This window comes from Bradyrhizobium sp. MV1.5 (assembly GCF_055807615.1).
On sequence record NZ_JBVVPL010000036.1, the window covers coordinates 40,987 to 66,613 of the forward strand.

A 25,627-nucleotide genomic window follows, 5' to 3' on the forward strand; every position below is an offset into this window, starting at 1 on the left:
CTGTGCTGGCGCGGGGGGGGGGGGGGGGGGGGGGGGCGCCCCCCCCCCCCCCCCTCCCCCCCCCCCCCCCCCCCCCCCCCCCGCGCCCCCCCCCCCCCCCCCCCCCCCCCCCCCCCCCCACCGCTTCTTTGGTGCACACCTCCATACTAACGACCAACATGCAATGGATGGGCACCGCCGGGGTTCTTCACTAGTATCCGCGCGATTTCAAAACAGAAAACTGCTGGGAGCTAACCGATGAAATCAACACTTTTGGCCGCTGTCGCAATTTCGGCTTTGCTGCTGGCCGGGCCGGCCTCCGCGCAAGGCGTCAAGATCGGCATCCTCAACGACCAGTCCGGCGTCTATGCCGATTACGGCGGCAAATGGTCGGTCGAGGCCGCCAGGATGGCGATCGAGGATTTCGGCGGCGAGGTGCTCGGCCAGAAGGTGGAACTCGTCACCGCCGACCACCAGAACAAGCCGGATCTCGCCACCTCGATCGCGCGCCGCTGGTACGACGTCGAGAACGTCGACATGATCACGGAGCTGACGACCTCGTCGGTCGCGCTCGCGATCCACGAGCTCTCCAAGGAAAAGAAGAAGATCGACATCGTCGTCGGCGCTGCGACCTCGCGCCTCACCGGCGATGCCTGCCAGCCCTACGGTTTCCACTGGGCGTATGACACCCGTGCGCTCGGTGTCGGCACCGGCGGCTCGCTGACCAAGGCCGGCGGCGATAGCTGGTTCTTCCTGACCGCGGACTACGCCTTCGGCTACGCGCTGGAAAAGGACACCAGCGAGATCGTCGCCGCCAATGGCGGCAAGGTGCTCGGTTCGGTGCGCGTGCCGCTCAACTCCTCGGACTTCTCCTCCTTCCTGCTCCAGGCGCAGAGCTCGAAGGCGAAGATCGTCGGCCTTGCCAATGCCGGCCTCGACACCACCAACTCGATCAAGCAGGCGTCCGAGTTCGGCATCGTCTCCGGTGGCCAGAAGCTCGCGGGCCTCTTGATGACGCTCGCCGAAGTGAACGGCCTCGGCTTGCAGGCCGCGCAGGGCCTGGTGCTGACCGAGGGCTATTACTGGGATATCAACGACCGCACCCGCAATCTCGGCGAACGCTTTCTCAAGCGCACCGGCCGGATGCCGAACATGATCCAGGCCGGCACCTATTCGGCAACGCTGAGCTATCTCAAGGCGGTCAAGGCCGCCGGCACCAAGGATCCGGATGCGGTCGCCAAGAAGCTGAAGGAGTTGCCGGTCGACGACGACTTCGCGCAAGGCGGCAAGGTGCTCGAGAATGGCCGCATGGTGCACGACATGTATCTGTTCGAAGTCAAGAAGCCCTCCGAATCGAAGAAGCCCTGGGACTATTACAAGCAGCTCGCGGTCGTTCCCGGCGAGAAGGCGTTCTTCACCGCCAAGGAGAGCGGCTGCCCGCTGACGAAGTGAGACTATTTATGTCGTCCTGGCGAAAGCCAGGACCCATTACCCCAGCCGGCAACGGTTGAAAAAGCTGTGGCCACCATCGTGCCCATAACCACGCCCTGTGGTTATGGGTCCTGGCTTTCGCCAGGACGACGGCGGGGAGAGTCGTCGCAGCCCGCCCCTCACACCAGCCGCAGCACCGCCGCTCCCAGCGCCCCCGCCCACAGCGCAATGGCCGCGATGCCCTGAATGAAAAATCCCGGGCCGCGTTTTGCGGCGGCCTTCGAATAGCCGATGAAGTAGACGATGCGGCCGGCAATCCAGATCGCACCGATCGCTGCTGCACCGGCATCATTGATGTAAATCGCGAACAGCCAGAGCGACGGCAGGAAGATCGGCATCCATTCCAGCGTGTTCATCTGGATCCGGAACGCGCGCTCGAAATCCGGATGGCCCGACATTGCCGGCACCTTGACGCCGGTTTTGGTGCGCGAGCGCGACACGTTGATGGTGGTGAAGAAGTAGAACAGGATCGCCAGCAGCGTGACGAGGGCGGTGAGGTGATACATCGCTAGTCCCTTCGAAGAGGTCCCGGTTCAATACCCGGTCAGCTCGAGATAGCCAACGCCGTCATGGGTGCCGGCAAAGCTGATCGGTCCTTCCCAATAGGAAAAACCGGTCCCCATCCACGCCTTCGGATTGAGCGGCTTGCAGGAAATCGAGAACGAGCGCGAATGGATCGCGATCTGCCATTCGACCGGCAGCTTGCGCCTTGCCACCTCAGCCGTCGCCTTTGGAATCATCTGGATATCGGCACCCGCGATCATCTGCGTCTCGCCTGTCGCGCTGATCCAGTTGCCGAATGGATAGTCCCTGCCATCCTTCTGGCGCAGCCGGTACAGCATCAGCTTGTCGCCGGACGCGAGATGCAGCGACAGCCAGTCCCAGCCGGTCTGGTCGGTGTCGAGCGGTTGGCTGCTCCATTCGCGGTCCATCCAGGCCTGGCCGGAAACATCGACCGGCCTGTCGTCGATGGTGAGGGTGCCACGGGCGCGATAGAACGGCTGGCTGTAATAGTAGGAAGCCTGCCCGCGCTCCGACTTGCGGCTGTAGCCGCGGTCGCCCTGCAACACCACGGGACGATCGGTCTCGAGGGTCAGCGCGTAACTGAAGTCGGCGCCGGAGGCCTTCAGCGTCAGCGGCGCGAGGGTTCGATCGCCGGTGTGCTGGGATCCGTTCATCTCCCAATCGTCGATCCAGGCCGAGAACGGTTTCGCCGTGACGCCGGCCTGCCCCACACCGCCGCGGGAAAACAGCTCGCTGAAACGATGGGTGTCGGCGCGCGTCACCGCCGCATGCGCCATCCACACCTGTTGATTGGCCCAGCCTTCACCCTGCGGCCCCGGCTGCGTTGCCTGGCGAAACAGCGTCCATTGCAGGCCGCACGCCGCGCCACTGGCGTCGACGAGATTCGCCGTGAGATACCACCACTCGATCCGAAACTCCGGATGCGGCCCGTGATCGCCCGGAAAGGCGAACGTCTTTCCCGGCGTCACTTTAGCAAAGCCGTCGGCGTTCTCGCCGAGCCCGGCATAGCCTTGCGCGCCCGCACGGCGGGCCGCCAGGAGCGCCGCGATTCCACCGGCGAAGGTGCGCCGCGAGAGATTGTCAGCGCTCATTGGCAAACACCTTGACGAGGTTCGCCGGCTGCATTCGGGCCAGTCGGATCATCGGCAGCAGCGCGGCAAGCAACGAGGCGAACAGCGCGACCGCGACCAGCTCGACGAGTTGCAACGGAAACACATGGAACGGCAGCCGCCAGCCGAACGCCTTGACGTTGACGATCGCGATCAGGCACCACGCCACCAGCAGCCCGAGCGGTACCGCCAGGAGCGACGTGAACAGCGCGATCGACAGCGTCTTGGTCAATTCGATCGCGGCAAGGCGCGGCCGCGTGATGCCGATCGCCCAGAGCGGCGCAAGCTGCGGCAGGCGCGAGTTCGCCAGTGTGAGAAGGCTGGTCAGAAGCGCGATCCCGGCGACGCCGAGCGTGAATGCGTTCAGCGCCGAGGTCACCGCAAAGGTGCGGTTGAAGATCCGGATCGACTCCGCCTTCACCGTCGCCTGGTCGGCGACGCTGCGGTCGTCGAGCGCAAACTGCTTCTGCAGCGCCGCAATTAGGCCGGGGATATTCTCCTTCGCGACGATCAGGCCGATGCGTGTCTGCGGCGTCTGCGGAAATTGCCGGATCAGCGCCGCGACGTTCACCGCAAGCTGGCCCTTGGGGTTGCCGTAGTCGGCATAGATGCCGACGATGTCGAGCTCCCAGGTTCCGCCCGGCGCCGGAACGTCAACGACATCGCCCACGCGGACGTTGAGGCGGCGGCTCAACTGCTCGCTGATGAACGCGGCATTGCCGGGTATGAGCCGGGTCCAGGCACGCGGCGCGGCTTCGAGCAGCGGCCAGCGCTCGCGATAGAGCGCGTGATCGGGCAGGCCGAGCAATTCCACCGGCTGCCCATGTACCTGCGCCTCGGCGCGTCCGCCCGACAGGATCGCCTCGACATCGCGGCGCTCCTTCAGCCAGTTGCGGATCGCGACGCCTTTCGCATTGTCGGGGGCGCTGATGTAGACGTCGGCCGCGAGCCGCCCGTTGAGCCAGCCGATGAACGTGCGGCTGAACGTTTCCACCATGGTGGACACCCCGACATTGACGGCGAGCGCGAGCAGCAGCGCCATCAGCGCCAGCGACAAACCCGAGAGCTGCTGCCGGCTGTCCGCCCAGAACCACAGGGCGAGCGGCTGTCGCGCGAAACGCTGGCCGGTCCGCAGGATGATGTCGAGGAACGCCGGCAGGATCAACGCGGCGCCGAGCATCAGCGCTGCCAGCACGCCAAAGCCCGCGATCAGCGATTGCCCGTACTGGAGCACCAACAGCGCGACCGCGAACACGGCGCAGGCAGCCCCGCTTTGCAGGATCAGCCAACGGCGCTGCCTCTGTTGCCAGGCGCGCGGCTGCGCGGTCGCCAGCACCGGCATCCTGACAGCCTTGATCAGGCTGGTCGCCGCGGCAACAAGCGCGCCGGCAACGCTGATGCCGATCCCGGCGAGCCACCATTCGGGTCGCAAGCTGAGCTGCCCCGGGATTTGCGCGCCATAGAGTCCTCGCAGCGACGCTGCGACGTCGGGCAAGAGCGCGGCTGCAATGAAATAGCCGCAGGCTAGCCCGATCAGGCCTGCGACCAGCGACAGCGCCACGAGCTCGACAACCAGCACGGTGTTGACGAGTCGCGCCGAGGCACCGCAGGCCCGCAGGGTGCGCAGCATAGGCAGCCGCTGCTCGAAGGCGAGGCCGACGGCTGAATTGACAATGAAAAGACCGACGAAGAACGACAGCAGGCCGAACGCGGTGAGGTTGAGATGAAAGCTGTCGGTGAGGCGCTCCAGCTCGGTCTCCGCATCCGGCTCAACCCGCTGCAAGCGGTCGCCGACGACGCTCGCCAATGGCGCAGGCTTGCCCTTCGGTTTGCCGATCAGAAGCCGCGAGATCTGGTCCGGCTTGTTCAGCAGCCGCTGCGCCACGCCGATATCGACCACCAGCACGTCGGGCACGAGCTGCGGCAGCACGCGCAGCGGCGGCAGTTTTGCGCCGTTGCTGATCGCTGGTGCCGCGCCCTCCTGCTCCTGCAAGTCGTTCAGCGTTTCCTTCGCCACCAACGTCTGGCCAGGCGGCGCGACGAAGCTGCTCAGATCGGCGGCGCCTAGGCGGGGTGCGTTGCCGACATCGACCGGCAGCGTCACCGGCTCGATGCCGAGCAGCCGGACCGAACGCCCGTTGACCTGGACCCGTCCCTCCAGCATCGGCGAGACCGGCCAGCCGGCGCGACGGAGCTTGACGAACAATTCCTGCGGAAAAGTCGCGGCATCAGGCGCGACCAGCATCGGCGTTCGCGCGCCGCCGAAGGTTGCCGCAGCGCGGTCATAGGCGTTGCGGGCCTGCTGATTGATGGCCTGCACGCCGCTCCACAGCGCAGTCGCCGCGATCAGCCCGATCAGGAGCGTCGCGAACTGCATCTTGTGGCGCCGCCAGTGGCTGAGCAGCACGGCGAGGACCCAGAGCGCGCGCCTCATGCGATCCGCCCGGCATGCAGGTTGACGTGGCGATCGAGTGTCGCGGCCAGATGCAGGCTGTGCGTCACCATCAGAAAGCCGCAGCCGGTGCGCGTGACGAGGTCGCGCGTCAGGGCCAGCACGTCCTCGGCGGTGGCCTCGTCGAGATTGCCGGTCGGCTCGTCCGCCAGCAGCAAGGACGGCTTTGTTGCCAGGGCCCGGCCGATCGCGACCCGTTGCTGCTGGCCGCCTGATAATTGTTCTGGATAACGCTTGAGCAGCCCGCCAAGCCCGAGACGCTCGATCAGCTCGTTATACCAAGCCTCGTCGTACCGGCCGGCGATCCGCGCCTGAAACACCAGATTATCCCCGACCGACAAACTCGGGATCAGGTTGTATTGTTGAAACACCAGGCCGATCCGGTCGCGCCGCAGGCCCGCGCGTCCCGCATCCGACAATTTGGTGACCTCGGTGTCTTCCAGCCGGATCGTGCCGCCATCGGCGGCATCGAGCCCTGCGATCAGGTGCAGCAGCGTGCTCTTGCCGCTGCCGGACTCGCCGGTCAGTGCGACGCGTTCGCCGGCCTTGAGGTCGAGATCGACGCCGCGCAGGACATGGACCGGCTCACCGGCCGAAGAGAACGTCTTGGAGAGGTTTCGGATGCTCAGCACGATGAATGGCGCCGGACGGAATTAGCGGAATTGCTGCGTAGCACACTTGCTGCGGAAATGCCGGGTTGCGTTGCTATTGAAGCCGTTGTTAGCTCCCAAGAGGATCACATCAAAAAAGTGCCAAAAAGGGACGACGGGGAGAACGATGAGCGCTCAGGCAACGCAGCCCGCGGCGGGCAAGATGACGGGGACGTCCAAGGAAGCGCAAAAGCAAACGCCCAAGCAAACGCCCAAGCAAACGCCCAAGCAAACGCCCAAGGAAACGCCGAAGGAAACGCCGAAGGGTGCCTGGACCGTTACATTTCTTCTGTTTCTTTTCATGCTGGTGAACTTCGCCGACAAGATCGTCGTCGGTCTTGCGGGCGTTCCGATCATGACGGAGCTGAAGCTCGAGCCCGAACAGTTCGGCCTGCTCGGCTCCTCGTTCTTCTTCCTGTTCTCGATCTCGGCCATCGTGGTCGGCTTCATCGTCAACAAGGTACCGACCCGCTGGGTGCTGTTGACGCTCGCGGTGATCTGGGCGCTGACGCAGTTTCCGATGGTCGGCACCGTCTCTTTCACCACGCTCCTGATCTGCCGCATCGTGCTCGGCGCCGGCGAAGGCCCGGCGGCCTCGGTGGCGATGCACGCGGTCTACAAATGGTTCCCCGACGAGAAGCGCACGATGCCGACCGCAATCCTGTCGCAGGGTTCGGCCTTTGGCGTGATCCTGGCGGTGCCGGCGCTGAACTGGATCATCGTCAACCATTCCTGGCACTATGCATTCGGCGCGCTTGGAATCGTCGGCCTGATCTGGGTCGCCGCCTGGCTCGCACTCGGCAAGGAAGGCCCGCTGGACACCCACGCATCGGCCGTGATCGAACCTAAAATACCCTATCTCCAGCTTCTGACATCGCGCACCTTCATCGGCTGCGTGACCGCGACCTTCGGCGCCTATTGGGCGCTGTCGCTCGGGCTCACCTGGTTCACGCCCTTCATCGTCAAGGGCCTCGGCTTCTCGCAGTCTCAGGCGGGCTTCGTCTCGATCTTGCCCTGGGTCTTTGGGGCGACCATCGTCATTCTCACGGGCTGGATCTCGCAGGTGATGCTGGCACGCGGCTACACGTCGCGGATCTCCCGTGGCGTGCTCGGCTCGGTGCCGCTGATCGTCGGCGGCCTGATCCTCGCGATGATGCCGCACGTCCAGGGCGCCGGCCTCCAGATCGCCCTGCTTGTGGTCGGCTCCGGCCTGTGCGGCGCGATCTACGTCGTCTGCCCGCCCATGCTCGGCGAATTCACGCCGACGTCGCAGCGCGGCGCGGTTCTCGCGATCTACGGTGCGCTCTATACGCTTTCGGGCATCGTGGCGCCGCTGGTGATGGGCAGCGTGATCCAGCGCGCCGGCAGCATGCTCGACGGCTACATGACCGGCTTCACCATCAACGCCGCGATCATGGTCGGCTCCGGCCTGCTCGGACTGCTCCTGCTCTGGCCCAACACGGAAAAGGCCAGGCTGACCGGTGGAGCTGCGCCGCAGGCAGCGCCGCTGAAGAGCGCGGTGTCGCCGACGTAAGGGGGCATCCGCCAACCCAATCACAACTGTCATCCCGGCGAAGGCCGGGATCCATACCCACGATTTTTAGCTTGGCGAAGACTGGTATTGACCAGCTCGCGCCACAACACCTTTCGGTGGCTATGGCCCGACCATCGAGTTTGTTGCTCAAGCCGCGATTTGCCGCTTCCGCTCCGTGAACGGCGACAGCACCACCGTCGCGACCATGAAGATCACGGACGCCCCGAACACCCAATGCGGCGCGCTCTGGTCCATGATCCAGCCGAACAGCAGCGGGCTGACGATGCCGCCGAGATTGAAGCCGGTTGAGACGATGCCGAAGGCGCGGCCGGCCGCACCGGGAGGTGCTGCATTGCGCACCAGCATGTCGCGCGAGGGCGCGATCACGCCGGAGAGGAATCCCGCGGCCGCCATCGTGGCGGTCAGCGCCCAGCCCGGCAGCGTGACCAGCGCGATCAGCAGCACGATCGCCGCGTTCGCGGCAAAGCAGACGGCGGCGACATAGCCGTGGCGCTCGGTGTGGTCGGCAAGGAAGCCGCCCGCGAGCACGCCGGCGGCGCTCGCACCGAGGAAGGCGGTGAGCGCGACATTGGCCGCGGAATAGGTCGCGCCATAGCCACTCATCAGCGCCACCACGCCGAAATTGTTGATGCCGGCGACCGACAGGCTGAGCAGCATGAACAGTGCCGTCAGCGTGATCAGCGCCGGCGTGATCACGGCTTGTTTGGGTGCGTTCTCGGTGCCTGGCTTGGTCTTGTGCGCGCCGGCATCGGGAATGTTCATGGTCACCAGCAACAGCGCGACCAGAACGCCGATCGCGCCCGATGCGATCAGCGCACCGGTACCGCCGGACACCGTGACCAGCGCGGCGACGATCGCCGGTGCCACCGCGCCGCCGAAATAGCCGGCAAAGGTATGGATCGAGAAAGCGCGGCCCATCCGCCCTTCGTCCATGTGCTCGGCGAGGATGGCGTAATCGGCGGGATGGTAGACGCTGTTGGCGAGCCCGAGCAGAACGGCGCAGGCGACCAGCGAGGCATAGCTGAGGTGCAGGCCGAGCAGAATCAGCGCGAGGCCGCCGAGGGTGAGGCCGCCCAGCAGGATCCGTCGCGCGCCAAAATGGTCGACGAGATAGCCGGTCGGCGCCTGCGTCAGCCCCGACACCACGGCCGACACCGTCAGCGCAAAGCCGAGTTCGACATAGCCGACGCCGAGTTGATTCTTGAGGAACGGAAACAGCATCGGCAGGACCAGCAGATGAAAATGGCTGACCCAATGCGCGATCGAGATTCCCGTCAGCGTGCGTAGCGCGCTGTCCGCCTTGCCTTGTTGCGGTGCGGCGAGAACGTCGACCATTGCAGTTCCGTTTCACGTCCTTTGGAGACGCGCAAACTATCGGGCAGAGCGGTTATTTGTCCATGAACGCAGGCGCATGGCAGTAGCGCGGGGCGGGGGATTCCCCGCCGTCGTCCTGGCGAAAGCCAGGACCCATCACCCCAGGAAGCAGTTTGGCGAAAACTCGTGGTCCGGTACTGCGACCATCCACGATCGAGAGATCACGCGGTATGGATCCTGGCTTTCGCCAGGACGACAGTTGAGAGCGAGGCAAGAGCCGAGCCCTCAAAACGGCTCGTCATCCGGCCCGTAGCGGTCGCGCTTTGGTGTCGCGATGTCGCCGTCTTCGTAATCATCATCGTCGGTGTCGCGCGGAGGCGGAGGCTTCTTCGCCTTGTCTTTTGCTGGCGTGTCGTCCGCAATTTTGGGCGGCGCGCTCGGCTTGCCGATCTTGGCCATGGCTGGTCCCGGATGGTGATGCTGCACCCGATCCTATCCCGAAGATATGTGCGGTTCCTGACTTATCTCAAGGCCGTCAGTGCACCACCGGCCCGCCGGCCTTCTTCCAGGCATCGATGCCGCCGGCGATGTGGGCGGTGTTGGTGAGCCCGGCCTCCTTGGCGGCGGCGACAGCCATCGCGGAGCGCTCACCGAAGGCGCAGAAGAACACGACGCGGCGGCCGGTGGCGGCCGCGACCTCGCGCAGCATGCCGCCGGGCTTGAGGCTGTCCTCAACGGACGGATAGGGCGTATGCAGTGCGCCTTCGAGCATGCCGTGCTTCATGCGCTCATTGGTCTCGCGCAAATCCACCAGCAGGATATCGGGACGGCCGAGGCTGCGGATCGCCTCGACGGCGCGAAGTGCGCGGCCCTCCTTCTCCAGCTCCTCCTGGTGCAGGCCGACATGCATGTTGGCGGGCACCGCGACGTCCATCATCTTCGGATTGGGCAGCTTCAGATTGGCCATCAGCTCGACATAGTCGTCGACCGAGCGCACCTGGAGCCGCGGATTGTAGCGCTTCTCCTCGCCGATGGTGGAGACGGTGTCGCCCTTGTAGTCATGCGCCGGAAACACCATGGTCTCGTCGGGCAGCTTGAGCAGGCGGTTGAAGATCGAATCGTACTGCGCACGCGACGAGCCGTTCTGGAAATCGGTGCGGCCGGTGCCGCGGATCAGCAGCGTATCGCCGGTGAAGACGCGGTCGCCCATCAAATAGGAATAGGAATCGTCGGTGTGGCCGGGCGTGTACATCACGTCGAGCGCCAGGCCCTCGATCGTCACCTTGTCGCCGTCGGCAACCCGCATCGCCACCACGTCGGCCTTGGTCTGGTCGCCCATCACGGTCATGCAATGGGTGCGGTCGCGCAGCTCGCCGAGGCCGGTGACGTGGTCGGCGTGCAGATGGGTGTCCACGGCCTTGACCAGCTTGAGATCGAGCTCGCGCAGCAGCTGGCAGTAGCGGTCGACCTTCTCCAGCACGGGATCGAGGATCAGCGCCTCGCCGCCGGCGCGGCTCGCCAGGAGATAGCTGTAGGTACCCGAAACACTGTCGAAGAGCTGGCGGAAAATCATGGCAAGACCCGGCGTGGAGTGATTCCAATTCTACTACGCCGCGGGACAAAAAGAGAAGTAATGTGCTGTTGAAATGAGAGTATTTAGAAGATTTTTATTGTGGGGCTTCGGGGCTATCCGCAAACTCAGTGTCGTCCCGGCGAAGGCCGGGCGAAGGCCGGGACCCATAGCCACCGAATGAAATTTGGCCAAGATTCGTCGTTCAGGGCTCCTACCGCCCGCACTCGATAGACCTCGCGGTATGGGGCCCGGCCTGCGTCGGGACGACAGGCGAGGGTGGGCCCAAGATTACGGCCGCACCAATGTGTACCCGTTCTCGCTGAGAAACAGGATCTGCCCGACCCCGACTTGCACCGGCGTGGCGGCGGGGATGAACTCCGGCCGCTTGCCGGTTTCTCGCTCGATCGTGTCGACGGTGTTGAGGCAGATGTCGAAGCGTACGCCTTGCGCGATCAGGCTCTCGACCTGCTTGCGGCGCTCGCTGCCTGACAGCAGGAGATCGATGCCGGGACCGAACGCCACCACCTCGATTGCGACCTTGTCGGGGTCGTAGGCCTTCAGCAAATTGTTGGCGACGCTGAGCACCAGAGCTTGCTTCTTCGCATCGCCATCGGAGAGCTGCAGCACGATCTTGTGCTCGGCGAACGGCTTGTCCTGGAGCGGCACCTGTTGCGCAAACGCCGGCAGCATCGCCGCCCAGGCGAACAGCGCCAGTAGTATCGCGGACAAGGTTTGCGACCGCATCATCCCTGTCCTGCAATGCCCGGATTACCCTCGACGCCCTTTAGCGTGACGCCGGAGCCGAGACGCTCCTGAAACATCCGGCCCGAGCGCAGATATTTTGCCACCACATCCCAAACCGGCGCGCCTTGCTGGCCGTCGACCGAGGCCCAGCCCGCGACCTTGTAGCGGTGGCTGGCGCTGAGCGCCTTGCCGCCATTGAGCTTCAGCTCCGAGACGCGGCTGCCGATCGCCGCCGTTGGCATGCAGGTGTAGCTGAGCCCGCCGGCGCGCACCATGTCGCCGCCCTGCTGGTAATAGGGATCGGTGTTGAAGAGGTTGTCGCAGACGTCTTCCAGCACATCCTTGATCTGGGCGCCGGTCATCTCCTGCACATAAGTCTCGGGATAGCTGATCGCGGTTTCCGCCAGCAAATCCTCCATCGTCAGCGCCTGGCCGGACAGCGCGGTGACGCCCCAGCGGAAGCCCGGCGACAGCGCGATCTCGGCGTCGAGCTCGGTGCGCAGCGCGCTGCAGATCAGCTCGTCGACCGGGCCGGCGAAATTGTCGCGGCGATATAGCAGGCGATCGGGAGTCGCAATCTTCTCCGACCAGTCGGTGACGTACGGCGCCCGCACCCGGCCGATCAGCTCGGCCATCCCAGGATCGGGCTTCAACAGCTCGGAATAGACCGGCAGCAGATGATATCTGACGTCGCCGACCTTGCCTTTTTCGAGCGCGAGATCGAGCACGGCAAGGAATTTGCCGTTGGAGCCCGCATTGGTGACGAGCGTCGTGCCGCTCGCATTTTTCACTGCGATGGGCTGCGGGATCGCATCATGGGTATGGCCGCCGAGGATGACGTCGATGCCGGTGACGCGGCTTGCGAGCTTGAGATCGACGTCCATGCCGTTGTGCGACAGCAGGATGACCGCATCGACCTTGTCGGCTCCGCGCAAGCCGTCGACATGCTTCTGGAGCTCTTCCTCGCGGATGCCGAAGCTCCAGTCCGGCGTGAACCGTCTGGGATGCGCGATCGGCACGTAAGGGAAGGCCTGGCCGACGATCGCGACGCGATGGCCGCCGAGCTCCTTGATCACGGAGGGCTTGAACACGCGCCCCGTCGCCTTGTCGAAGGCGGGGGCGTCGTTGAAGGCCGCTTCCTCGGTCAGGAAAACGTTCTGCGCCAGGAACTCGCCCTTGAAGCGCGCAAGATTGTCGCGCAGCGCCTGCTCGCCATAGGTGAATTCCCAATGCCCGGTCATCGCCTCGATACCGAGCAGGTTTGCGACTTCGACCATGTCGCGGCCCTGCATGGTGTTGGCGAGTCCCGTGCCTTGCCAGAGATCGCCACCGTCGACGAGCATGGAGTGTTTTTCGCCGGCATCGCCGCGCAAGCGGTCGATCAGCGTCTTCAGATGGGCGAAGCCGCCGAGCTTGCCGAAGCGGCCTGCGGATTTCTCGAAGTCGAAGCAGCTGAAGGCATAGGCGTCCGCGCTGTCGGGCCTGATGCCGAAACGGTCGAGGAAGGCGCGGCCGACCAGATGCGGCGGCCGTCCCGCCATCTCGCCGATCCCGATATTGACGCTGGGCTCGCGAACATAGACCGGGTTGAGTTGCGCATGCGTGTCGGTGAGGTGAAGGATGCGCGCATTGCCGAACCGTTCGATGTCGTAAATGCTCGCGGCCTCAGCACCGCGCGCAAGCCGCGGCAGGCTGAGCGATACGGCAGCAAGGCCTGCGTTCTTCAGGAAATCGCGGCGGCGGATCGCCATCCAGAAATTCTCCGCGCCCTCTCATGGTCGCAAGGCTGTTGCAGGAGCGAACAGTCTAGCGGATTTCCATCGCCTTCCAGGCTTCTTTTTCGGAAACCGCCTGGAAGATCGACGCCTTCGCCAGCGCCTCGGCCTCCCTGGCTGCGGCGACGGCGCGGTCGAAATCGCCGCCATCGGCCGCCTTCTTTGCGGCGGCCAGCGCCGAAACGGTCACGGTCCATTGGTGGCGCAAGCTGGCAGCCTCCTTGGAGGCGGCTTCGGCGGCGGCATAGGCTGTCCTGTAATCCGCCTCGTTTGCCGCGTGCGCCGCCGGCGCGAGGCCGAGGGTAAGCAGCAGGGCGAGGGCAAGTGACCGCTTCATGGCCGCGCTCCCGGTCCCGATATCGGCAGGCCGTTGGCGACATAGGACAGGAAGTATTCGACGTCGCGGTATTCATCGGCCTGCGGCTCCAGCGGAACCGCACGGGTCTGGCTGTTGCAGGTGACGAAGCGGCGACTGGTCGTGCCCATGCCGCTCCATTCGGAGCGGTAGATCGGCATCGCGTTCAGAATGCCGAGCGCCGGTGCCAGGATCTCGGCGCGGATGCGCTCGCCCGGGCTCTGCACATGGCAGCTCGCGCAGGAGAAGTTCATCTGGCCTCGGCGCGTGTAGAAATAGCGCTTGCCGTTCTCGAAGGCCGCGAGCGCGCGCGGATCGTCGGGGATCTTGATGTCCATCGGCTTGCCGCGCGAGGTGAAGGCCATGTACGCCGTGAGCGAGGCCATCTCGTCCTTGACGTAGGAGTAGGGCGCCTCGCCATTGGCCTCGCGGCAGCGGTTGAGCGCCAGTTCCAGCGTGACGACCTTGCCTTCCTTCTCGTCGAAATAAGGATAGTTCTGGCGGATGCCGATGCCGCCGTTCGGGAAGCAGTCGGCATAAGTCTTGCCGTTCTTGAACGGGGTGGCGAACATCTCCTTGCCGGCGTCGAGCGCGAACTCGTAGGGCGGGAACTCCTCCTTCTCCTGCCACTGCCGCTTCATGTCCTCGTTCATGGAATAGGGACCGTTGACGAAATCCTCGTGCTTCACGGTCGGGAATTTCTGGAAGAAGAAGTTCTGGAACGCCTTGGCATCGGCAACGGGATCGACCTTGTCGGCCGCCACCACGCGCGGAGAGGTGAGGGCCAACGCGACCAGCGCGGCGCTCAACGAACCAAGCAGGATGGAGGTGCGGGCCTTCATCACGAGATCTTTGCGGTGGTCGTATCCGACGCACCCTTGTTATCGGTCCAGGAGACCTTGAGATCGTCGCCCTTCTTGGCCCCCTTGAAGCTGAACTTGACATAGGGGTCCTTCGAGATCGCGGTGCCCCAATCGGCAACGAAGACGTCCTTGCCGTTACATTCGAATGTCAGCTGCTGGATGTAATGCGCCGGGATCAGCTCGCCCTTGGCGTCCTTGACGAAGCCGGTATCCATGGGGTGCTGGATCAGCGCCTGCACCTCGGTGATGTCGCCGTTGGCGGTGGCGCGGACGCGAATGCTGGATGCCATTTCGATCTTCCTCGCTTAGCCGCCGCAGCCGCCGACGGTGACCTTGACCTGTTTGGTCGCGCTGTAGAGCTTGCCGTCGTCCTCCACGATCGCAACGACGTTGGTGGTCTTGGCCATCTTCAGCCGGTTGGCGACGGCAGGGATCGTGCCTTCGGGAATCCTGTAGCTGGCGGCCAGCGCGCTGGGATTCTCGGCCACGAAGAACGAGATCGAGGTGACCTTGTCGAGCGTCGTCGTCACCGAGATTGGCACGACGCCGCCGTTCTCGGCGATCTCGGGGGCGTCCAGCTTGACCTTGTCGGACGGCTCGGCGGTTTTGCCGTACAGCGCCTTGATGGCGTCCGCCTCGCTCTTCTGCTTGAACGCCTCTTCCGGATATTTGTCGTTGGCCGCGGCGCGCGCGGGCGCGGCGCCGAACGGCAGATTGCCGAGGCCGAGCAGCGCGACCGAGGCTGCGCCCTGAAGCATCAGGCGCCGCGTCGAGCTTGGGCCGGTGAGTGTGGTCATCTCGGGTCTCCTAACCCATCTCTTGGCGTGCCTGAAGTCACAGGGTCTGCAGGAAATCAACGATCGCGCTGATCTCCTGTTCGGTCAAAATCCGGTTCCGGCCGAACGGCGGCATCATGGTCTGCGGATTGCGCTTGGTCTCGTCGAAGATGATCGCGGCCAGCTCGTTGCGATCGGGGTACTTGGCCTTGAGGTCCTTCAGTTCCGGCCCGATCGTTCCCGGCAGGTCGCCACCCCTGATGACATGGCAGGTCAGGCAATTGCCCTTGCCGCGGTCGAAAGCGAGTTTCTGGCCGTCTGCCACAGCGGACTGCGCCCACGCCGGGCTGGCGAGGCCGGCGGCAATGGCCAGCAAGATGAACAGAACGGGCGTCCGGGAAAAGGCGGTCAAGGCGTCATTCCGAGGCGTTATATCGATGGTCAAGATCGCGAAATAGAAGCGTTCCAAAGCACAAAGGGCACCGCCTGACAATCGAGACTATGCCCGCGACAAAATGAAGTTAATATCTTCCCCATTGCAACTAATGAGATTATTTGTTCAGCCGATTTGGCCCGAGAGTTAAGGGCCGTGGCGCGGGCCGGCGTTTCCCGAGCGTTTTGCCGCTCAACCTGTTTTCAACGCGTTCTCGTTTTTTCAAGGGGACCTCACTTGGCTGAATATGTCGTCGAATTCGGCAGGGATGGCGGTCGGGTCGAGTCGGATGGGCGGCTCGACGCACCGGCATTTCATCGCAATCACGAGCCGCTCTGGGCGGCACTGGAAAAGCATCTCGCCGGTTGCACCGGCAACGTGGTCGAGCTCGGCAGCGGAACCGGCCAGCACGTGGTCTACTTCGCCCGTCACACGCCCGGCCTGATCTGGTGGCCCAGCGATCTCAACCAGCGCCACCTCAAGAGCATCGAGGCCTGGCGCGTTCATTCAGGCCTGAAAAACATCCGCTCGCCGCTGCGGATCGATCTCACCGATCCCGATTGGTGTCCGGAGATGAAAAGCGGGCAGGCGCCGTCAAGTCTTGCCGCATTGTTCTGCGCCAATGTCATCCACATCGCGCCATGGAGCGTCGCCGAGGGCCTGTTCGCCGGCGCCGGCCGCTATTTGCGGGCCGACGGCAAGCTGTTCCTCTACGGCCCGTTCAAGCGCGGCGGCAAGCACATCGCGCTCAGCAACGCCGTGTTCGACACCTCCTTGCGTGAAGGCAATCCCGACTGGGGCGTGCGTGACATCGCCGATGTCGAGGCCCTCGCCCGCGGCGTTGGTCTTCGCCTCGTCGATACGATCGACATGCCGGCGAACAATTTGACGCTGGTGTTTTCGCGCTAAGCTCAGACGGCGGTGCGCTCCCTCCCCCGCTTGCGGGGGAGGGTTGGGGAGAGGGTGTCTCCGCAATGGGGCATCCCCTAGAGGATAGAACCCTCACCCGGCGCTTCGCGCCGACCTCTCCCGCAAGCGGGCGAGGTGCACCGCCTGCTGCGCTCCCACTGATGCAATCAAGAGCCCGTCAGCCCTCGCCGTCCTTCCACCCGATCTTCTCCTTCAAGAACCGAAACCCAATCACCTCGAACCCGGCGCGCTCCTTGTTGTCCTTGCCGTAGCCGTGGCCACCCGCTTCAGGCTCGTAGAACCATGCCTCATAGCCCATGGCCTGGAGCTTTGCCGCCATCTTGCGCGCATGGCCGGGATGGACACGGTCGTCGCGTCGCGTGGTGGCGATCAGGATCGGCGGATAGGGTTGGCCGGCCTTGACGTTGTGATAGGCGGAGTAGGTCTTCAGCCAGTCCCACTCCTCGGGCTTGTCGGGATCGCCATATTCCGCGATCCAGCTCGCGCCGGCGAGCAGTTTCGTGTAGCGGCGCATGTCGATCAGCGGGATGGTGCAGAACAGCGCGCCGAAACGTTCGGGGTATCGCACCAGCATGTTGGTGATGAGGATGCCGCCGTTCGATCCGCCCTGTGCGGCGATGCGTTTTGCCGCCGTCACGCCGCGGCGGACGAGATCGGCGGCAACTGCTGCGAAATCGTCGTGCGACAGTTTCTTGCCGGCGAGCCGGCCGGCATCGTGCCAGCGTGTGCCGAATTCGCCGCCGCCGCGCAAATTCGCCTGCACCGTGGTGCCGCCGCGCTCCAGCCACAGCTTGCCGAGCGACGAATTGTAATACGGCTTCACCGAATGGCCGAAGCCGCCATAGGCGCTCATATAGACCGGTGCATCGCCGGTCTCGCCAGTGGGGCCCGTCTGCACATAAGGAATGCGCTCGCCGTCGATCGAGATCGCCTCGTGCTGGGTCACCACGAGGCCGTCGGCGTTGAATGTTTTCGGCGCCTGTTTCAGCACTGTCGGGCTCGCGACGCCGCGCTCCATCAGCAGCAGCGACGGCGGCGTCAGCGGATCCTGCACATTCGCAAGCAGGTCGCCATTGCTTTCGGAGGGATGGCGATCCAGCGGCCAGATGTCGACGACGCCGATCTGCGGCAGGCCGCCGAGTGACGCGCGGCTCCAGCTCGTGGCGGACGGCGTGCAGATCTCGAATTGCGGCTGGAGCTCGTCGAGGATCGACAGCACCAGCTTTCCTCCCGTCCAGAACAGACCTTGCAGAGCGCGACGAGCTTCCGGCTCGAACAGCACCGCGAAATCGCGGCTGCCGGCGAGGAAGGCCGAGAGCGACATGCCGAGCACGGTGTCGGCGGCATAAGTTCTGCCCTCGATCGACCAGGCTTCGCGCAGCTTCATCGCGAACCAGTCGCCATGCGCCTGCAACCAGATGCCGGTCGGCAGATCGAGCTTCGTCGTCGTGCCGTCTGCGTCGCGCAGCCAGAGCGCATGATTGAAGAAATCGATCTGGTCGACGATCCAGCTGCGCGGGGCCGCAGCGGTGTCGTCGACGATGCCGGAGATCGCCATATGATCGGCCGTGGTCTCGATGATCACCCGCGCCTGATCGACAGGCTGGCCGCGCCGCCACAGGCGAACCGTCCGGGAATATCCCGAGCTCGTCGCCATGCCCTCGCCATGGGCGCTCGACAGCAGCAGCGTGTCGGCATCGAGCCAATCGGCGCCGCCCTTGGCTTCGGACAGCGCAAAGCCGTCCGCAACGAAACTCTTCGTATCGAGGTCGAATTCCCGCAAGGTGACGGCGTCGCTGCCACCGCGCGACAGGCTTAAGATGGCGCGCGAGCTTCCCTTCTGCGTGGTGATGCCGCTCAGCAGCCAGTCCTCGCCTTCGCGCGCGGCGAGCTGGTCGACATCCAGCATGATCTCCCACGCCGGATGCGATTTGCGAAACTCCGCGAGCGAAGTCTTCCGCCACAGGCCGCGCGGGTTGGTGGCATCCTTCCAGAGATTGTGCAGTTCAGTGCCGCGGCGGCTGATATAGGGGATGTTGTCGGGACGATCGTAGATCGCCGCGAGGATATCGCGGTCGCGCGCGAAGGCCGCTCCGCCGAACGCCTCGAGCGTCAGGCTGTTCTGTCGCGTGACGAAATCGAGCGCCTGCTTGCCTTCGATCTCCTCCAGCCAGAGCCAGGGATCGTCGTCGGGAGCGCTGAGCGTAGGCCTGTCGTCGACGGACATGAACGAAACTCCTGAAGGTTGCGGCGGATAGGATTTGATCGAGCGCAAGCCGTCAAGTGCGCGGCCCATTATCATCGGCCCGATTGCGTCAGAGACATGGCCTGCGCCCGTTTGCGCCGGTTGCCCGCCCTCCCGCGCCCCGCCATAGTGCCGGGAATCAAGCGAGCCCCTTGGAAGCACTTAAAAGCCCGTTGGGGCGGAAATGCCGATGCTGGATGTGACTGCAGCCAATGAGATCGCCGCCGACGCCCGCGTGCGCGCCAACGTGGTGCGCCTTGCCGCCGCGCAGGCGCTGACCGGCGCCAACTCGGCGGTGATCTTCGCCACCGGCGCGATCGTCGGCGCGACGCTCGCGCCCGACGTCTCGTTCGCGACGGTGCCGATCTCGATGTATGTGCTCGGCCTCGCCGCCGGCACGCTGCCGACCGGCGCGATCTCGCGACGCTTCGGCCGCCGCGTCGCTTTCATCGTCGGCACCGGTCTGGGCGCGCTGACCGGTCTGCTCGGCTCGTTCGCGATCCTGCACGCTTCGTTTCCATTGTTCTGTCTGGCGACTTTTCTCGGCGGCCTCTACGGCGCGGTGGCGCAGTCCTATCGCTTCGCCGCCGCCGATGGCGCCAGTGCGGCCTATCGGCCCAAGGCGGTGTCCTGGGTGATGGCGGGCGGCGTGTTCGCCGGCGTGCTCGGTCCGCAGCTCGTGCAATGGACCATGGATGTCTGGCAGCCCTATCTGTTCGCCTTTAGCTTCCTGGTCCAGGCTGCTGTCGCGCTCATCGCGATGGGCATCGTCGCCGGGGTCGACATGCCGAAGCCGGCGCCGGCCGATCTTCATGGCGGGCGGCCGCTGCTCGAGATCGTGACGCAGCCGCGCTTCATTGCGGCGGCGCTGTGCGGCGTCATCTCCTATCCCATGATGAATCTGGTGATGACCTCGGCGCCGCTCGCCATGAAGCTGTGCGGCTTGAGCGTTTCCGATTCGAATTTCGGCATTCAATGGCACATCGTCGCCATGTACGGGCCGAGCTTCTTCACAGGCGCGCTGATCGCCCGCTTCGGCGCGCGGAAGGTCGTTGCCGCCGGCCTGCTGCTGGAGGCGGGCGCGGCCGGCATCGGCCTGTCCGGCATCACCGCGATGCATTTCTGGGCCACGCTGATCGTGCTCGGTGTGGGCTGGAATTTTTCCTTCATCGGCGCCTCCGCGCTGGTGCTGGAGACGCACCGGCCGCAGGAGCGCAACAAGGTGCAGGCCTTCAACGATTTCCTGGTGTTCGGCATGATGGCCATCGGTTCGTTCTCGTCCGGCCAATTGCTCGCCAGTTACGGCTGGTCCGCAGTGAACATGGTGGTGTTCCCGCCGGTGGTGCTCGGCCTCGCCGTGCTCTCGCTGGCCTCCTTTGCCCGCCGCCGTAAGGCGCGGCTGGACGCAGCGATGGGCGAGTTCCCGGATGCGATCTGAGATGGCGGGAGGCTGTCAGCAACGTTGACACTTCGATCCAGGTCGAAGTGATTTCCGGGGCTTGGGTTGTTACATGATGCTCGTCATCAACATGCGAGCGTGAAGCACGGCGCTCGCGGGGGGAAGCGAAGGACAAGCGCAAATGCTCGACAATCCCCGGCACGACGTATCCATCGACGAATCCTCTCTCCGCTACGAAGGCTGGCGCATCGTCGCGGTGTGCTTCCTGCTCGCGACCTTCGGCTGGGGGCTCGGCTTCTACGGCCAGAGCGTCTATGTCGCCGAGCTCCAGCGCGCGCATGGCTGGTCGGCCTCGCTGATCTCGTCCGGCACGACGTTCTTCTATCTGTTCGGCGCGCTGCTCGTGGTCTTCGTCGGCGAAGCCGTCAACACATACGGCCCGCGCCTCGGCCTGATCGCGGGGACGCTGGCGATGTCGGCCGCGGCGGTCGCGATCGGCGCAGTGCGCGAGCCGTGGCAGCTTTATCTCGCGAACGCCGTGCTCGCCTTCGGCTGGGCCGGCACGAGTCTGGCCATGATCACCAACACGATCAGCCTGTGGTTCGACCACAAGCGCGGCATGGCCATCAGTCTCGCGCTGAACGGCGCAAGCTTCGGCGGCATCGTCGGCGTGCCCCTGCTGGTGACGTTGATCGGCCATGTCGGCTTCGCCAGCGCGATGTTTATCGTCGCCGGCGCCATGCTGGCGCTGCTCGTGCCGGTGATCCTGATTGTCGTCGGCCGCCCGCCCGATCTCCATGGCCGGCGCGCCGCGACGAAAACGAAGCCGCAATCGTCGGCGCAGATTCGCAGCCAGGCGTTGCGCGATGTCGGCTTCCTCACCGTGACCATTGCCTTTGCTTTGGTGCTGTTCGCGCAGGTCGGCTTCATCGTCCACCTGATCTCGTTCCTCGATCCCGTGATCGGGCGCGAGCGCGCGGCCGTTGCGGTTGCGGTGCTGACCGCGATGGCGGTGATCGGCCGGGTGCTGTTCTCGCTGGTGATCGACCGCCTCAACCAGCGGCTTGCCTCGGCGCTATCGTTCCTGAGCCAGGCCGTGGCGCTTCTCGTCGTCATCAATCTGCACAATGATTACGTGCTGATCGCCGCCTGCGCATTGTTCGGCTTCTCGGTCGGCAATCTCATCACGCTGCCGTCGCTGATCGTGCAGCAGGAATTCGATTCCGCCTCGTTCGGCGTGCTGATCAGCCTCAACACCGCGATCAACCAGGTGACCTATGCGTTCGGCCCCGGCGTGGTCGGTTTTCTGCGCGATTTCTCCGGCGGCTATGAGCTGCCGTTCTATCTCTGCATCGCGCTGGAAGTGGTAGCGGCGGCGTTGATCATGGTGCGGGGACGAAGATCTCAGTCGTGAGCGAAGGCGCCTCAACACACTCCGTCATTGCGAGGAGCCCTTGCGACGAAGCAATCCAGGCTGTCTCCGTGGTGACAGTCTGGATTGCTTCGCTGCGCTCGCAATGACGAGGAGAGGGAGCAGAACTCACGCCTCCCGCTGCTTCAGCAGCTCCTCCACATCCAGCCGCTTCGTGAACATCGCGAGCTTGCCGTCCGGCCCGAACGGCCATTGCTCCCGCGGCTTGTCCCAATACAGCTCCACGCCATTCTGGTCCGGATCGCGCAAATACAGCGCCTCGCTGACACCATGGTCGCTCGCCCCGTCGAGCGCAATGCCGGCCGTGAGCACGCGGTGCAGCGCATCGGCCAGCGCGGGTCGCGTCGGATAGAGGATCGCGGTGTGATAGAGCCCGGTCGTACCGGGCGGTGGCGGCGAGCCGCCCTTGCTCTCCCAGGTGTTGAGCCCGATGTGGTGGTGATAGCCGCCGGCCGAGATGAAGGCCGCGCCGGAGCCCATGCGCTGCATCAGCTCGAAGCCGAGCACGCCGCAATAGAAGCCGAGCGCGCGATCGAGGTCGGCGACCTTGAGATGGACGTGGCCGATCCTGGTGCCGGCGGCGACGGCTTGGTTCTGCGACATCTGGCTGCTCCGTTGACAATCCCCACATAGACCCTGCCTCGGGACAGTGCCACTGGCCTATCCTGAAACCCATCGTTTCCATATGCGAAACTATGACAGCTCCCGCATCTCGCCCTCCGGCAGCTCGAACTCGAACGTGTTCAGCGTCATCGACACCAGCGTGTAATAGCCGCAGAGACCAATCACCTCGACCACGCCGCGCTCGCCGAGCAGCTTCACCGCCGCGTCATAGAGGCCCTTCTCGACGCCGTGGCCCTCATGCAGCGACTTTGCGACGTCGTAGATCATCTTGCCCTTGGGATCGTCGAACTCGGGCGTGCGGCGGTCGCGGATGGCGTCGATGATGTCAGGGTCCATGCCACCGGCAAGCGCCAGCCGCTTGTGCGCGTACCATTCGTAATGGGCGGTCCAGTGCCGCGCCGTCACCAGGATCGCGATCTCCGAGAGCTTCGCGGGGAAGATCGTGTCGTAGCGCAGGACTTCGCCGAGCCGCGTGGCGTGGCGGGCCATGTCGGGGCTGTTGAGCCAGGCCATCATCGGTGCCGGCGGCTTGCCGCGCTTGCCGGCAATCGACTCGTCATAGGTCTGCCGCTGGCTCTCGTTCATTTCGCCAGGCGAAAGAAGTTTCAGGCGCATTGTTGTTTCCTCTTTGTTTTCAAGCTTCGCCGTCGCGGCGACTATAGCGTATGCGTGACACGGAAGTGGTTGAATTCCACGGGAGCTTGGCCCAGAGTCGCGCCCAACAAGCCGATTTTGAATGATGGAAACGACCAATGACTGACTCCAGGGCCAGCGAGACTGAGACCGCCGATCTCGAAACATTCCGCAGCGAAACACGTGCCTGGCTCGAGGCCAACTGCCCGCCGGAAATGCGCAAGCCCGCGACATCAGACGCCGACGTGTTCTGGGGCGGACGCAATGCAAAGTTCTCGTCGGAGCCGCAGCGCATCTGGTTCGAGCGCATGCGCGACAAGGGCTGGACCGTGCCCGATTGGCCGAAGGAGTACGGCGGCGGTGGCCTCAGCGCTGCCGAGCACAAGGTGCTGCGCGCGGAGATGGGACGAATCGGCGCGCGTCCGCCGCTGTCGAGTTTTGGCATCTGGATGCTCGGGCCGGCGCTGCTGAAATACGGCAACGACGCGCAGAAGAAGGAGCATCTGCCGAAAATCGCTGCGGGCCTGATCCGCTGGTGCCAGGGCTATTCCGAGCCGAACGCCGGCTCCGATCTCGCGTCGCTCCAGACCCGCGCCGAGAGCGACGGCGATGATTTCGTCATCACGGGGTCGAAGATCTGGACGTCCTATGCCAACTACGCCGACTGGATCTTCTGCCTCGTCCGCACCGATCCCGCCGCGAAGAAGCATGACGGCATCAGTTTCATCCTGTTCGACATGACCTCGAAGGGCGTGACCACCAAGCCGATCCTGCTGATCTCCGGCTACTCGCCGTTCTGCGAGACGTTCTTCGACAATGTCCGCGTGCCGAAATCGCACGTGGTCGGCACCGTCAACCGCGGCTGGGACGTCGCAAAATATCTGCTCCAGCACGAGCGCGCGATGATATCAGGCATGGGCGAGCGCGGCGTCGGCCGTCCGCTCGGCCAGATCGCGGCTGATTCCGTCGGCACCGATGCGCTGGGGCGGCTCGACGATGCGATGCTGCGTGGCCGCATCGCCAGCTTCGACGTCGACGAAGCTGCGCTTGCTGCTTGCGCCGAGCGCGCGGTCGATCTCGCCAAGGCGGGTCAGGCGCATCCGGCGTTCTCGTCGGCGATGAAATATTACGGCACCGAGCTCAACAAGCGCCGTTACGAGATCCTGATGTCGGCCGGCGGCGTCGATGCGCTGGAATGGGAGAGCGAGCGCTCCAGGCAAGGCGCCCGTCCACGCGCCTGGCTGCGTACCAAGGCCAACTCGATCGAGGGCGGCACGACCGAGGTCATGCTCGGCATCGTCGCCAAGCGCATCCTCGATCTGCCGGGGGCGTAAGATTTCCCGTCATTCCGGGGCGCGCGAAGCGCGAGCCCGGAATCCATTTCACCGCGTATATGCCGCCTGATGGATTCCGGGCCTGGCCCTTCGGGCCATCCCGGGATGACCAAGACAAGACAGATTTCGAATCGGAACACGCACATGGCCCTCGTCCTCACCGAAGAACAATCGATGCTCCGCGACAGCGCGCGCGGGCTGATCAGCGACAAGGCGCCCGTGTCGCATTTGCGGCATCTGCGCGACAGCAAAGACCCCATCGGCTTCTCCAAGGAGTTTTGGCATTCCTTCGCCGAGATGGGTTTTGCCGGCTTGCTGGTGCCGGAAGAGTTCGGCGGCAGCGGGCTCGGCTATGTCGAGGCCGGCGTGGTGATGGAGGAGATCGGCCGTACGCTGATGCCGTCGCCCTTCCTCGCCACCAGCGTGGTCGCGGCCTCGGCACTGAACCGTGGCGGCAATGCCGCGCAGAAGTCGGAATATCTGCCGAAGATTTCCAACGGCTCCCTGCTCGCGACGCTGGCAATCGACGAGGGCGCAAAGCATCGCCCGCTTCAGGCCAGCCTCCAGGCCGTGCGTGCCGGCAACGGCTTCAAGCTCTCCGGCGCCAAGGCGCTGGTGGTCGACGGCCACGTCGCCGATCTCTTCATCGTCGCCGCGCGCACCGCAGGCGCGGCCGGCGAGCGCGAGGGGCTGACGCTGTTCCTCGTCAATCCCAAGGCCAAGGGCGTTACGATCGAGCGCACCATCATGGTCGACGCGCACAATGCGGCGCGGATTGAACTCGCCAATGTCGAGGTCAACGCCGACAGCGTGCTCGGCGAAATCGACCAGGGTGCCGGCTTGCTCGACGGCGTGCTCGATATCGGGCGCGGCGCGGTGGCCTCCGAAATGGTGGGCTTGAGCGAAGAGGTGTTCAACCGCACCGTCGAGTACCTGAAGAGCCGCAAGCAGTTCGGCAAGCTGATCGGCGAATTCCAGGCGCTGCAGCACCGCGCCGCCGAGCTCTATGTCGACATCGAGATCACCCGCGCCGCCGTGATGAAGGCGCTGCAAGCGCTCGATACGGACGTCGCCAAGGCCGCCTCAAGCGTCGCGGTGGCGAAGGCCCGCGCAGGCACCACCGCTACGCGCGCGGTGCAGGAAGGCGTGCAGATGCATGGCGGCATGGGCATGACCGACCAGTTCGACATCGGCTTCTTCATGAAGCGCGCGCGCGTGTGCGAGGAATTGTTCGGGGACGCGAATTACCACACCGAGCAGCTGGCGCGGGCGCGGGGATATTGAGCGCGCGAACATGAGACGCGAGCACGTGCCTCACACGCAGTGTCGGGGGGGGGGGGGGGGGGGGGGGCCCCCGCCGCCGGGGGGGGGGGGGGGGGGGGGGGGGGGGGGGGGGGGGGGGGGGGGGGGGGGGGGGGGGGGGGGGGGGGGGGGGG

At 64.9% G+C, this 25,627-nt stretch carries 24 protein-coding genes; 7 read left to right on the forward strand and 17 right to left on the reverse strand.

Annotated elements, in window-relative coordinates; genetic code table 11:
• Positions 1–237: 237 nt before the first annotated feature.
• Positions 238–1,431, forward strand: a complete 1,194-nt coding sequence (locus tag AC0L2J_RS27115) for an ABC transporter substrate-binding protein (protein WP_473395061.1) — start codon at positions 238–240, stop codon at positions 1,429–1,431.
• Positions 1,432–1,589: 158 nt separating this feature from the next.
• Here the strand turns inward: AC0L2J_RS27115 and AC0L2J_RS27120 are convergent, their stop codons facing one another.
• Genes AC0L2J_RS27120 through AC0L2J_RS27135 form a run of 4 tightly spaced genes read right to left on the reverse strand, consistent with a single transcriptional unit; the run spans position 1,590 to position 6,188 of the window.
• Positions 1,590–1,976 (reverse strand): MAPEG family protein, encoded by a 387-nt coding sequence (locus AC0L2J_RS27120; protein ID WP_473249908.1) that lies wholly within the window; start codon positions 1,974–1,976, stop codon positions 1,590–1,592.
• A 27-nt stretch (positions 1,977–2,003) separates the two neighbouring features.
• Positions 2,004–3,086 carry a lipocalin-like domain-containing protein gene (locus AC0L2J_RS27125; protein WP_473395062.1) on the reverse strand — a complete coding sequence of 361 codons (1,083 nt, stop codon included), beginning with the start codon at positions 3,084–3,086 and terminating at the stop codon, positions 2,004–2,006.
• Positions 3,076–5,538 carry an ABC transporter permease gene (locus AC0L2J_RS27130; RefSeq protein WP_473395063.1) on the reverse strand — a complete coding sequence of 821 codons (2,463 nt, stop codon included), beginning with the start codon at positions 5,536–5,538 and terminating at the stop codon, positions 3,076–3,078. The genes AC0L2J_RS27125 and AC0L2J_RS27130 overlap by 11 nt, the downstream gene beginning before the upstream one ends.
• Entirely contained in the window at positions 5,535–6,188 is a 654-nt protein-coding gene (locus tag AC0L2J_RS27135) for an ABC transporter ATP-binding protein (protein ID WP_063996428.1), read from the reverse strand. Before AC0L2J_RS27135 ends, AC0L2J_RS27130 begins: the two co-directional genes overlap by 4 nt.
• A gap of 145 nt (positions 6,189–6,333) precedes the next feature.
• On the opposite strand from AC0L2J_RS27135, the gene AC0L2J_RS27140 reads away from it, so the two are divergent.
• Entirely contained in the window at positions 6,334–7,740 is a 1,407-nt protein-coding gene (locus AC0L2J_RS27140; RefSeq protein ID WP_473395064.1) for an MFS transporter, read from the forward strand.
• Positions 7,741–7,887: 147 nt separating this feature from the next.
• On the opposite strand, the gene AC0L2J_RS27145 is transcribed toward AC0L2J_RS27140, so the two are convergent.
• From AC0L2J_RS27145 to soxX, 10 genes are all read right to left on the reverse strand, one after another.
• Complete coding sequence (locus AC0L2J_RS27145) at positions 7,888–9,096, reverse strand: MFS transporter (RefSeq protein ID WP_473395065.1); 1,209 nt, start codon at positions 9,094–9,096, stop codon at positions 7,888–7,890.
• A gap of 264 nt (positions 9,097–9,360) precedes the next feature.
• Positions 9,361–9,534 carry a hypothetical protein gene (locus tag AC0L2J_RS27150; RefSeq protein WP_007615856.1) on the reverse strand — a complete coding sequence of 58 codons (174 nt, stop codon included), beginning with the start codon at positions 9,532–9,534 and terminating at the stop codon, positions 9,361–9,363.
• Between the two features lie 76 nt (positions 9,535–9,610).
• A complete protein-coding gene (locus AC0L2J_RS27155; protein WP_473395066.1) occupies positions 9,611–10,648 on the reverse strand; it encodes an MBL fold metallo-hydrolase in 1,038 nt (345 codons plus the stop codon).
• A gap of 288 nt (positions 10,649–10,936) precedes the next feature.
• The gene (locus tag AC0L2J_RS27160; RefSeq protein WP_473395067.1) at positions 10,937–11,395 is read right to left on the reverse strand and encodes a DsrE family protein; all 459 of its coding nucleotides are present in this window, start codon (positions 11,393–11,395) and stop codon (positions 10,937–10,939) included.
• Entirely contained in the window at positions 11,392–13,143 is a 1,752-nt protein-coding gene (gene soxB / locus AC0L2J_RS27165; protein WP_473395068.1) for a thiosulfohydrolase SoxB, read from the reverse strand. Before soxB ends, AC0L2J_RS27160 begins: the two co-directional genes overlap by 4 nt.
• Positions 13,144–13,198: 55 nt before the next feature.
• Entirely contained in the window at positions 13,199–13,504 is a 306-nt protein-coding gene (locus tag AC0L2J_RS27170; protein ID WP_473395069.1) for a hypothetical protein, read from the reverse strand.
• Complete coding sequence (gene soxA, locus AC0L2J_RS27175) at positions 13,501–14,364, reverse strand: sulfur oxidation c-type cytochrome SoxA (protein ID WP_007615845.1); 864 nt, start codon at positions 14,362–14,364, stop codon at positions 13,501–13,503. Before soxA ends, AC0L2J_RS27170 begins: the two co-directional genes overlap by 4 nt.
• Entirely contained in the window at positions 14,364–14,675 is a 312-nt protein-coding gene (soxZ, locus tag AC0L2J_RS27180) for a thiosulfate oxidation carrier complex protein SoxZ (protein ID WP_063996422.1), read from the reverse strand. Before soxZ ends, soxA begins: the two co-directional genes overlap by 1 nt.
• Before the next feature lie 15 nt (positions 14,676–14,690).
• Positions 14,691–15,182 (reverse strand): thiosulfate oxidation carrier protein SoxY, encoded by a 492-nt coding sequence (gene soxY / locus AC0L2J_RS27185; protein ID WP_473395070.1) that lies wholly within the window; start codon positions 15,180–15,182, stop codon positions 14,691–14,693.
• Positions 15,183–15,219: 37 nt separating this feature from the next.
• Positions 15,220–15,573: a sulfur oxidation c-type cytochrome SoxX gene (soxX, locus tag AC0L2J_RS27190; protein ID WP_007615843.1), complete on the reverse strand. Its 354-nt coding sequence runs from the start codon at positions 15,571–15,573 to the stop codon at positions 15,220–15,222.
• Between the two features lie 258 nt (positions 15,574–15,831).
• On the opposite strand from soxX, the gene AC0L2J_RS27195 reads away from it, so the two are divergent.
• The gene (locus AC0L2J_RS27195; protein ID WP_473395072.1) at positions 15,832–16,503 is read left to right on the forward strand and encodes a DUF938 domain-containing protein; all 672 of its coding nucleotides are present in this window, start codon (positions 15,832–15,834) and stop codon (positions 16,501–16,503) included.
• Positions 16,504–16,681: 178 nt separating this feature from the next.
• On the opposite strand, the gene AC0L2J_RS27200 is transcribed toward AC0L2J_RS27195, so the two are convergent.
• Positions 16,682–18,751: a prolyl oligopeptidase family serine peptidase gene (locus tag AC0L2J_RS27200; protein WP_473395073.1), complete on the reverse strand. Its 2,070-nt coding sequence runs from the start codon at positions 18,749–18,751 to the stop codon at positions 16,682–16,684.
• A 208-nt stretch (positions 18,752–18,959) separates the two neighbouring features.
• Between AC0L2J_RS27200 and AC0L2J_RS27205 the strand changes: the two genes are divergently transcribed.
• The gene (locus AC0L2J_RS27205; RefSeq protein WP_473395074.1) at positions 18,960–20,207 is read left to right on the forward strand and encodes an MFS transporter; all 1,248 of its coding nucleotides are present in this window, start codon (positions 18,960–18,962) and stop codon (positions 20,205–20,207) included.
• 142 nt (positions 20,208–20,349) lie between these two features.
• Positions 20,350–21,582 carry an MFS transporter gene (locus AC0L2J_RS27210; RefSeq protein WP_473395075.1) on the forward strand — a complete coding sequence of 411 codons (1,233 nt, stop codon included), beginning with the start codon at positions 20,350–20,352 and terminating at the stop codon, positions 21,580–21,582.
• A 126-nt stretch (positions 21,583–21,708) separates the two neighbouring features.
• Here the strand turns inward: AC0L2J_RS27210 and AC0L2J_RS27215 are convergent, their stop codons facing one another.
• Positions 21,709–22,203, reverse strand: coding sequence for a VOC family protein (locus AC0L2J_RS27215; protein WP_473249923.1), 495 nt, complete (start codon positions 22,201–22,203; stop codon positions 21,709–21,711).
• Positions 22,204–22,293: 90 nt separating this feature from the next.
• Positions 22,294–22,839, reverse strand: coding sequence for a carboxymuconolactone decarboxylase family protein (locus AC0L2J_RS27220; RefSeq protein WP_473249924.1), 546 nt, complete (start codon positions 22,837–22,839; stop codon positions 22,294–22,296).
• 137 nt (positions 22,840–22,976) lie between these two features.
• Here AC0L2J_RS27220 and AC0L2J_RS27225 point away from each other — a divergent pair, with 137 nt between their 5' ends.
• Together AC0L2J_RS27225 and AC0L2J_RS27230 are read left to right on the forward strand one after the other, a co-directional pair.
• Entirely contained in the window at positions 22,977–24,191 is a 1,215-nt protein-coding gene (locus AC0L2J_RS27225) for an acyl-CoA dehydrogenase family protein (protein WP_007615835.1), read from the forward strand.
• Positions 24,192–24,335: 144 nt separating this feature from the next.
• Positions 24,336–25,475, forward strand: a complete 1,140-nt coding sequence (locus AC0L2J_RS27230; RefSeq protein WP_473395076.1) for an acyl-CoA dehydrogenase family protein — start codon at positions 24,336–24,338, stop codon at positions 25,473–25,475.
• Positions 25,476–25,627 lie beyond the last annotated feature (152 nt).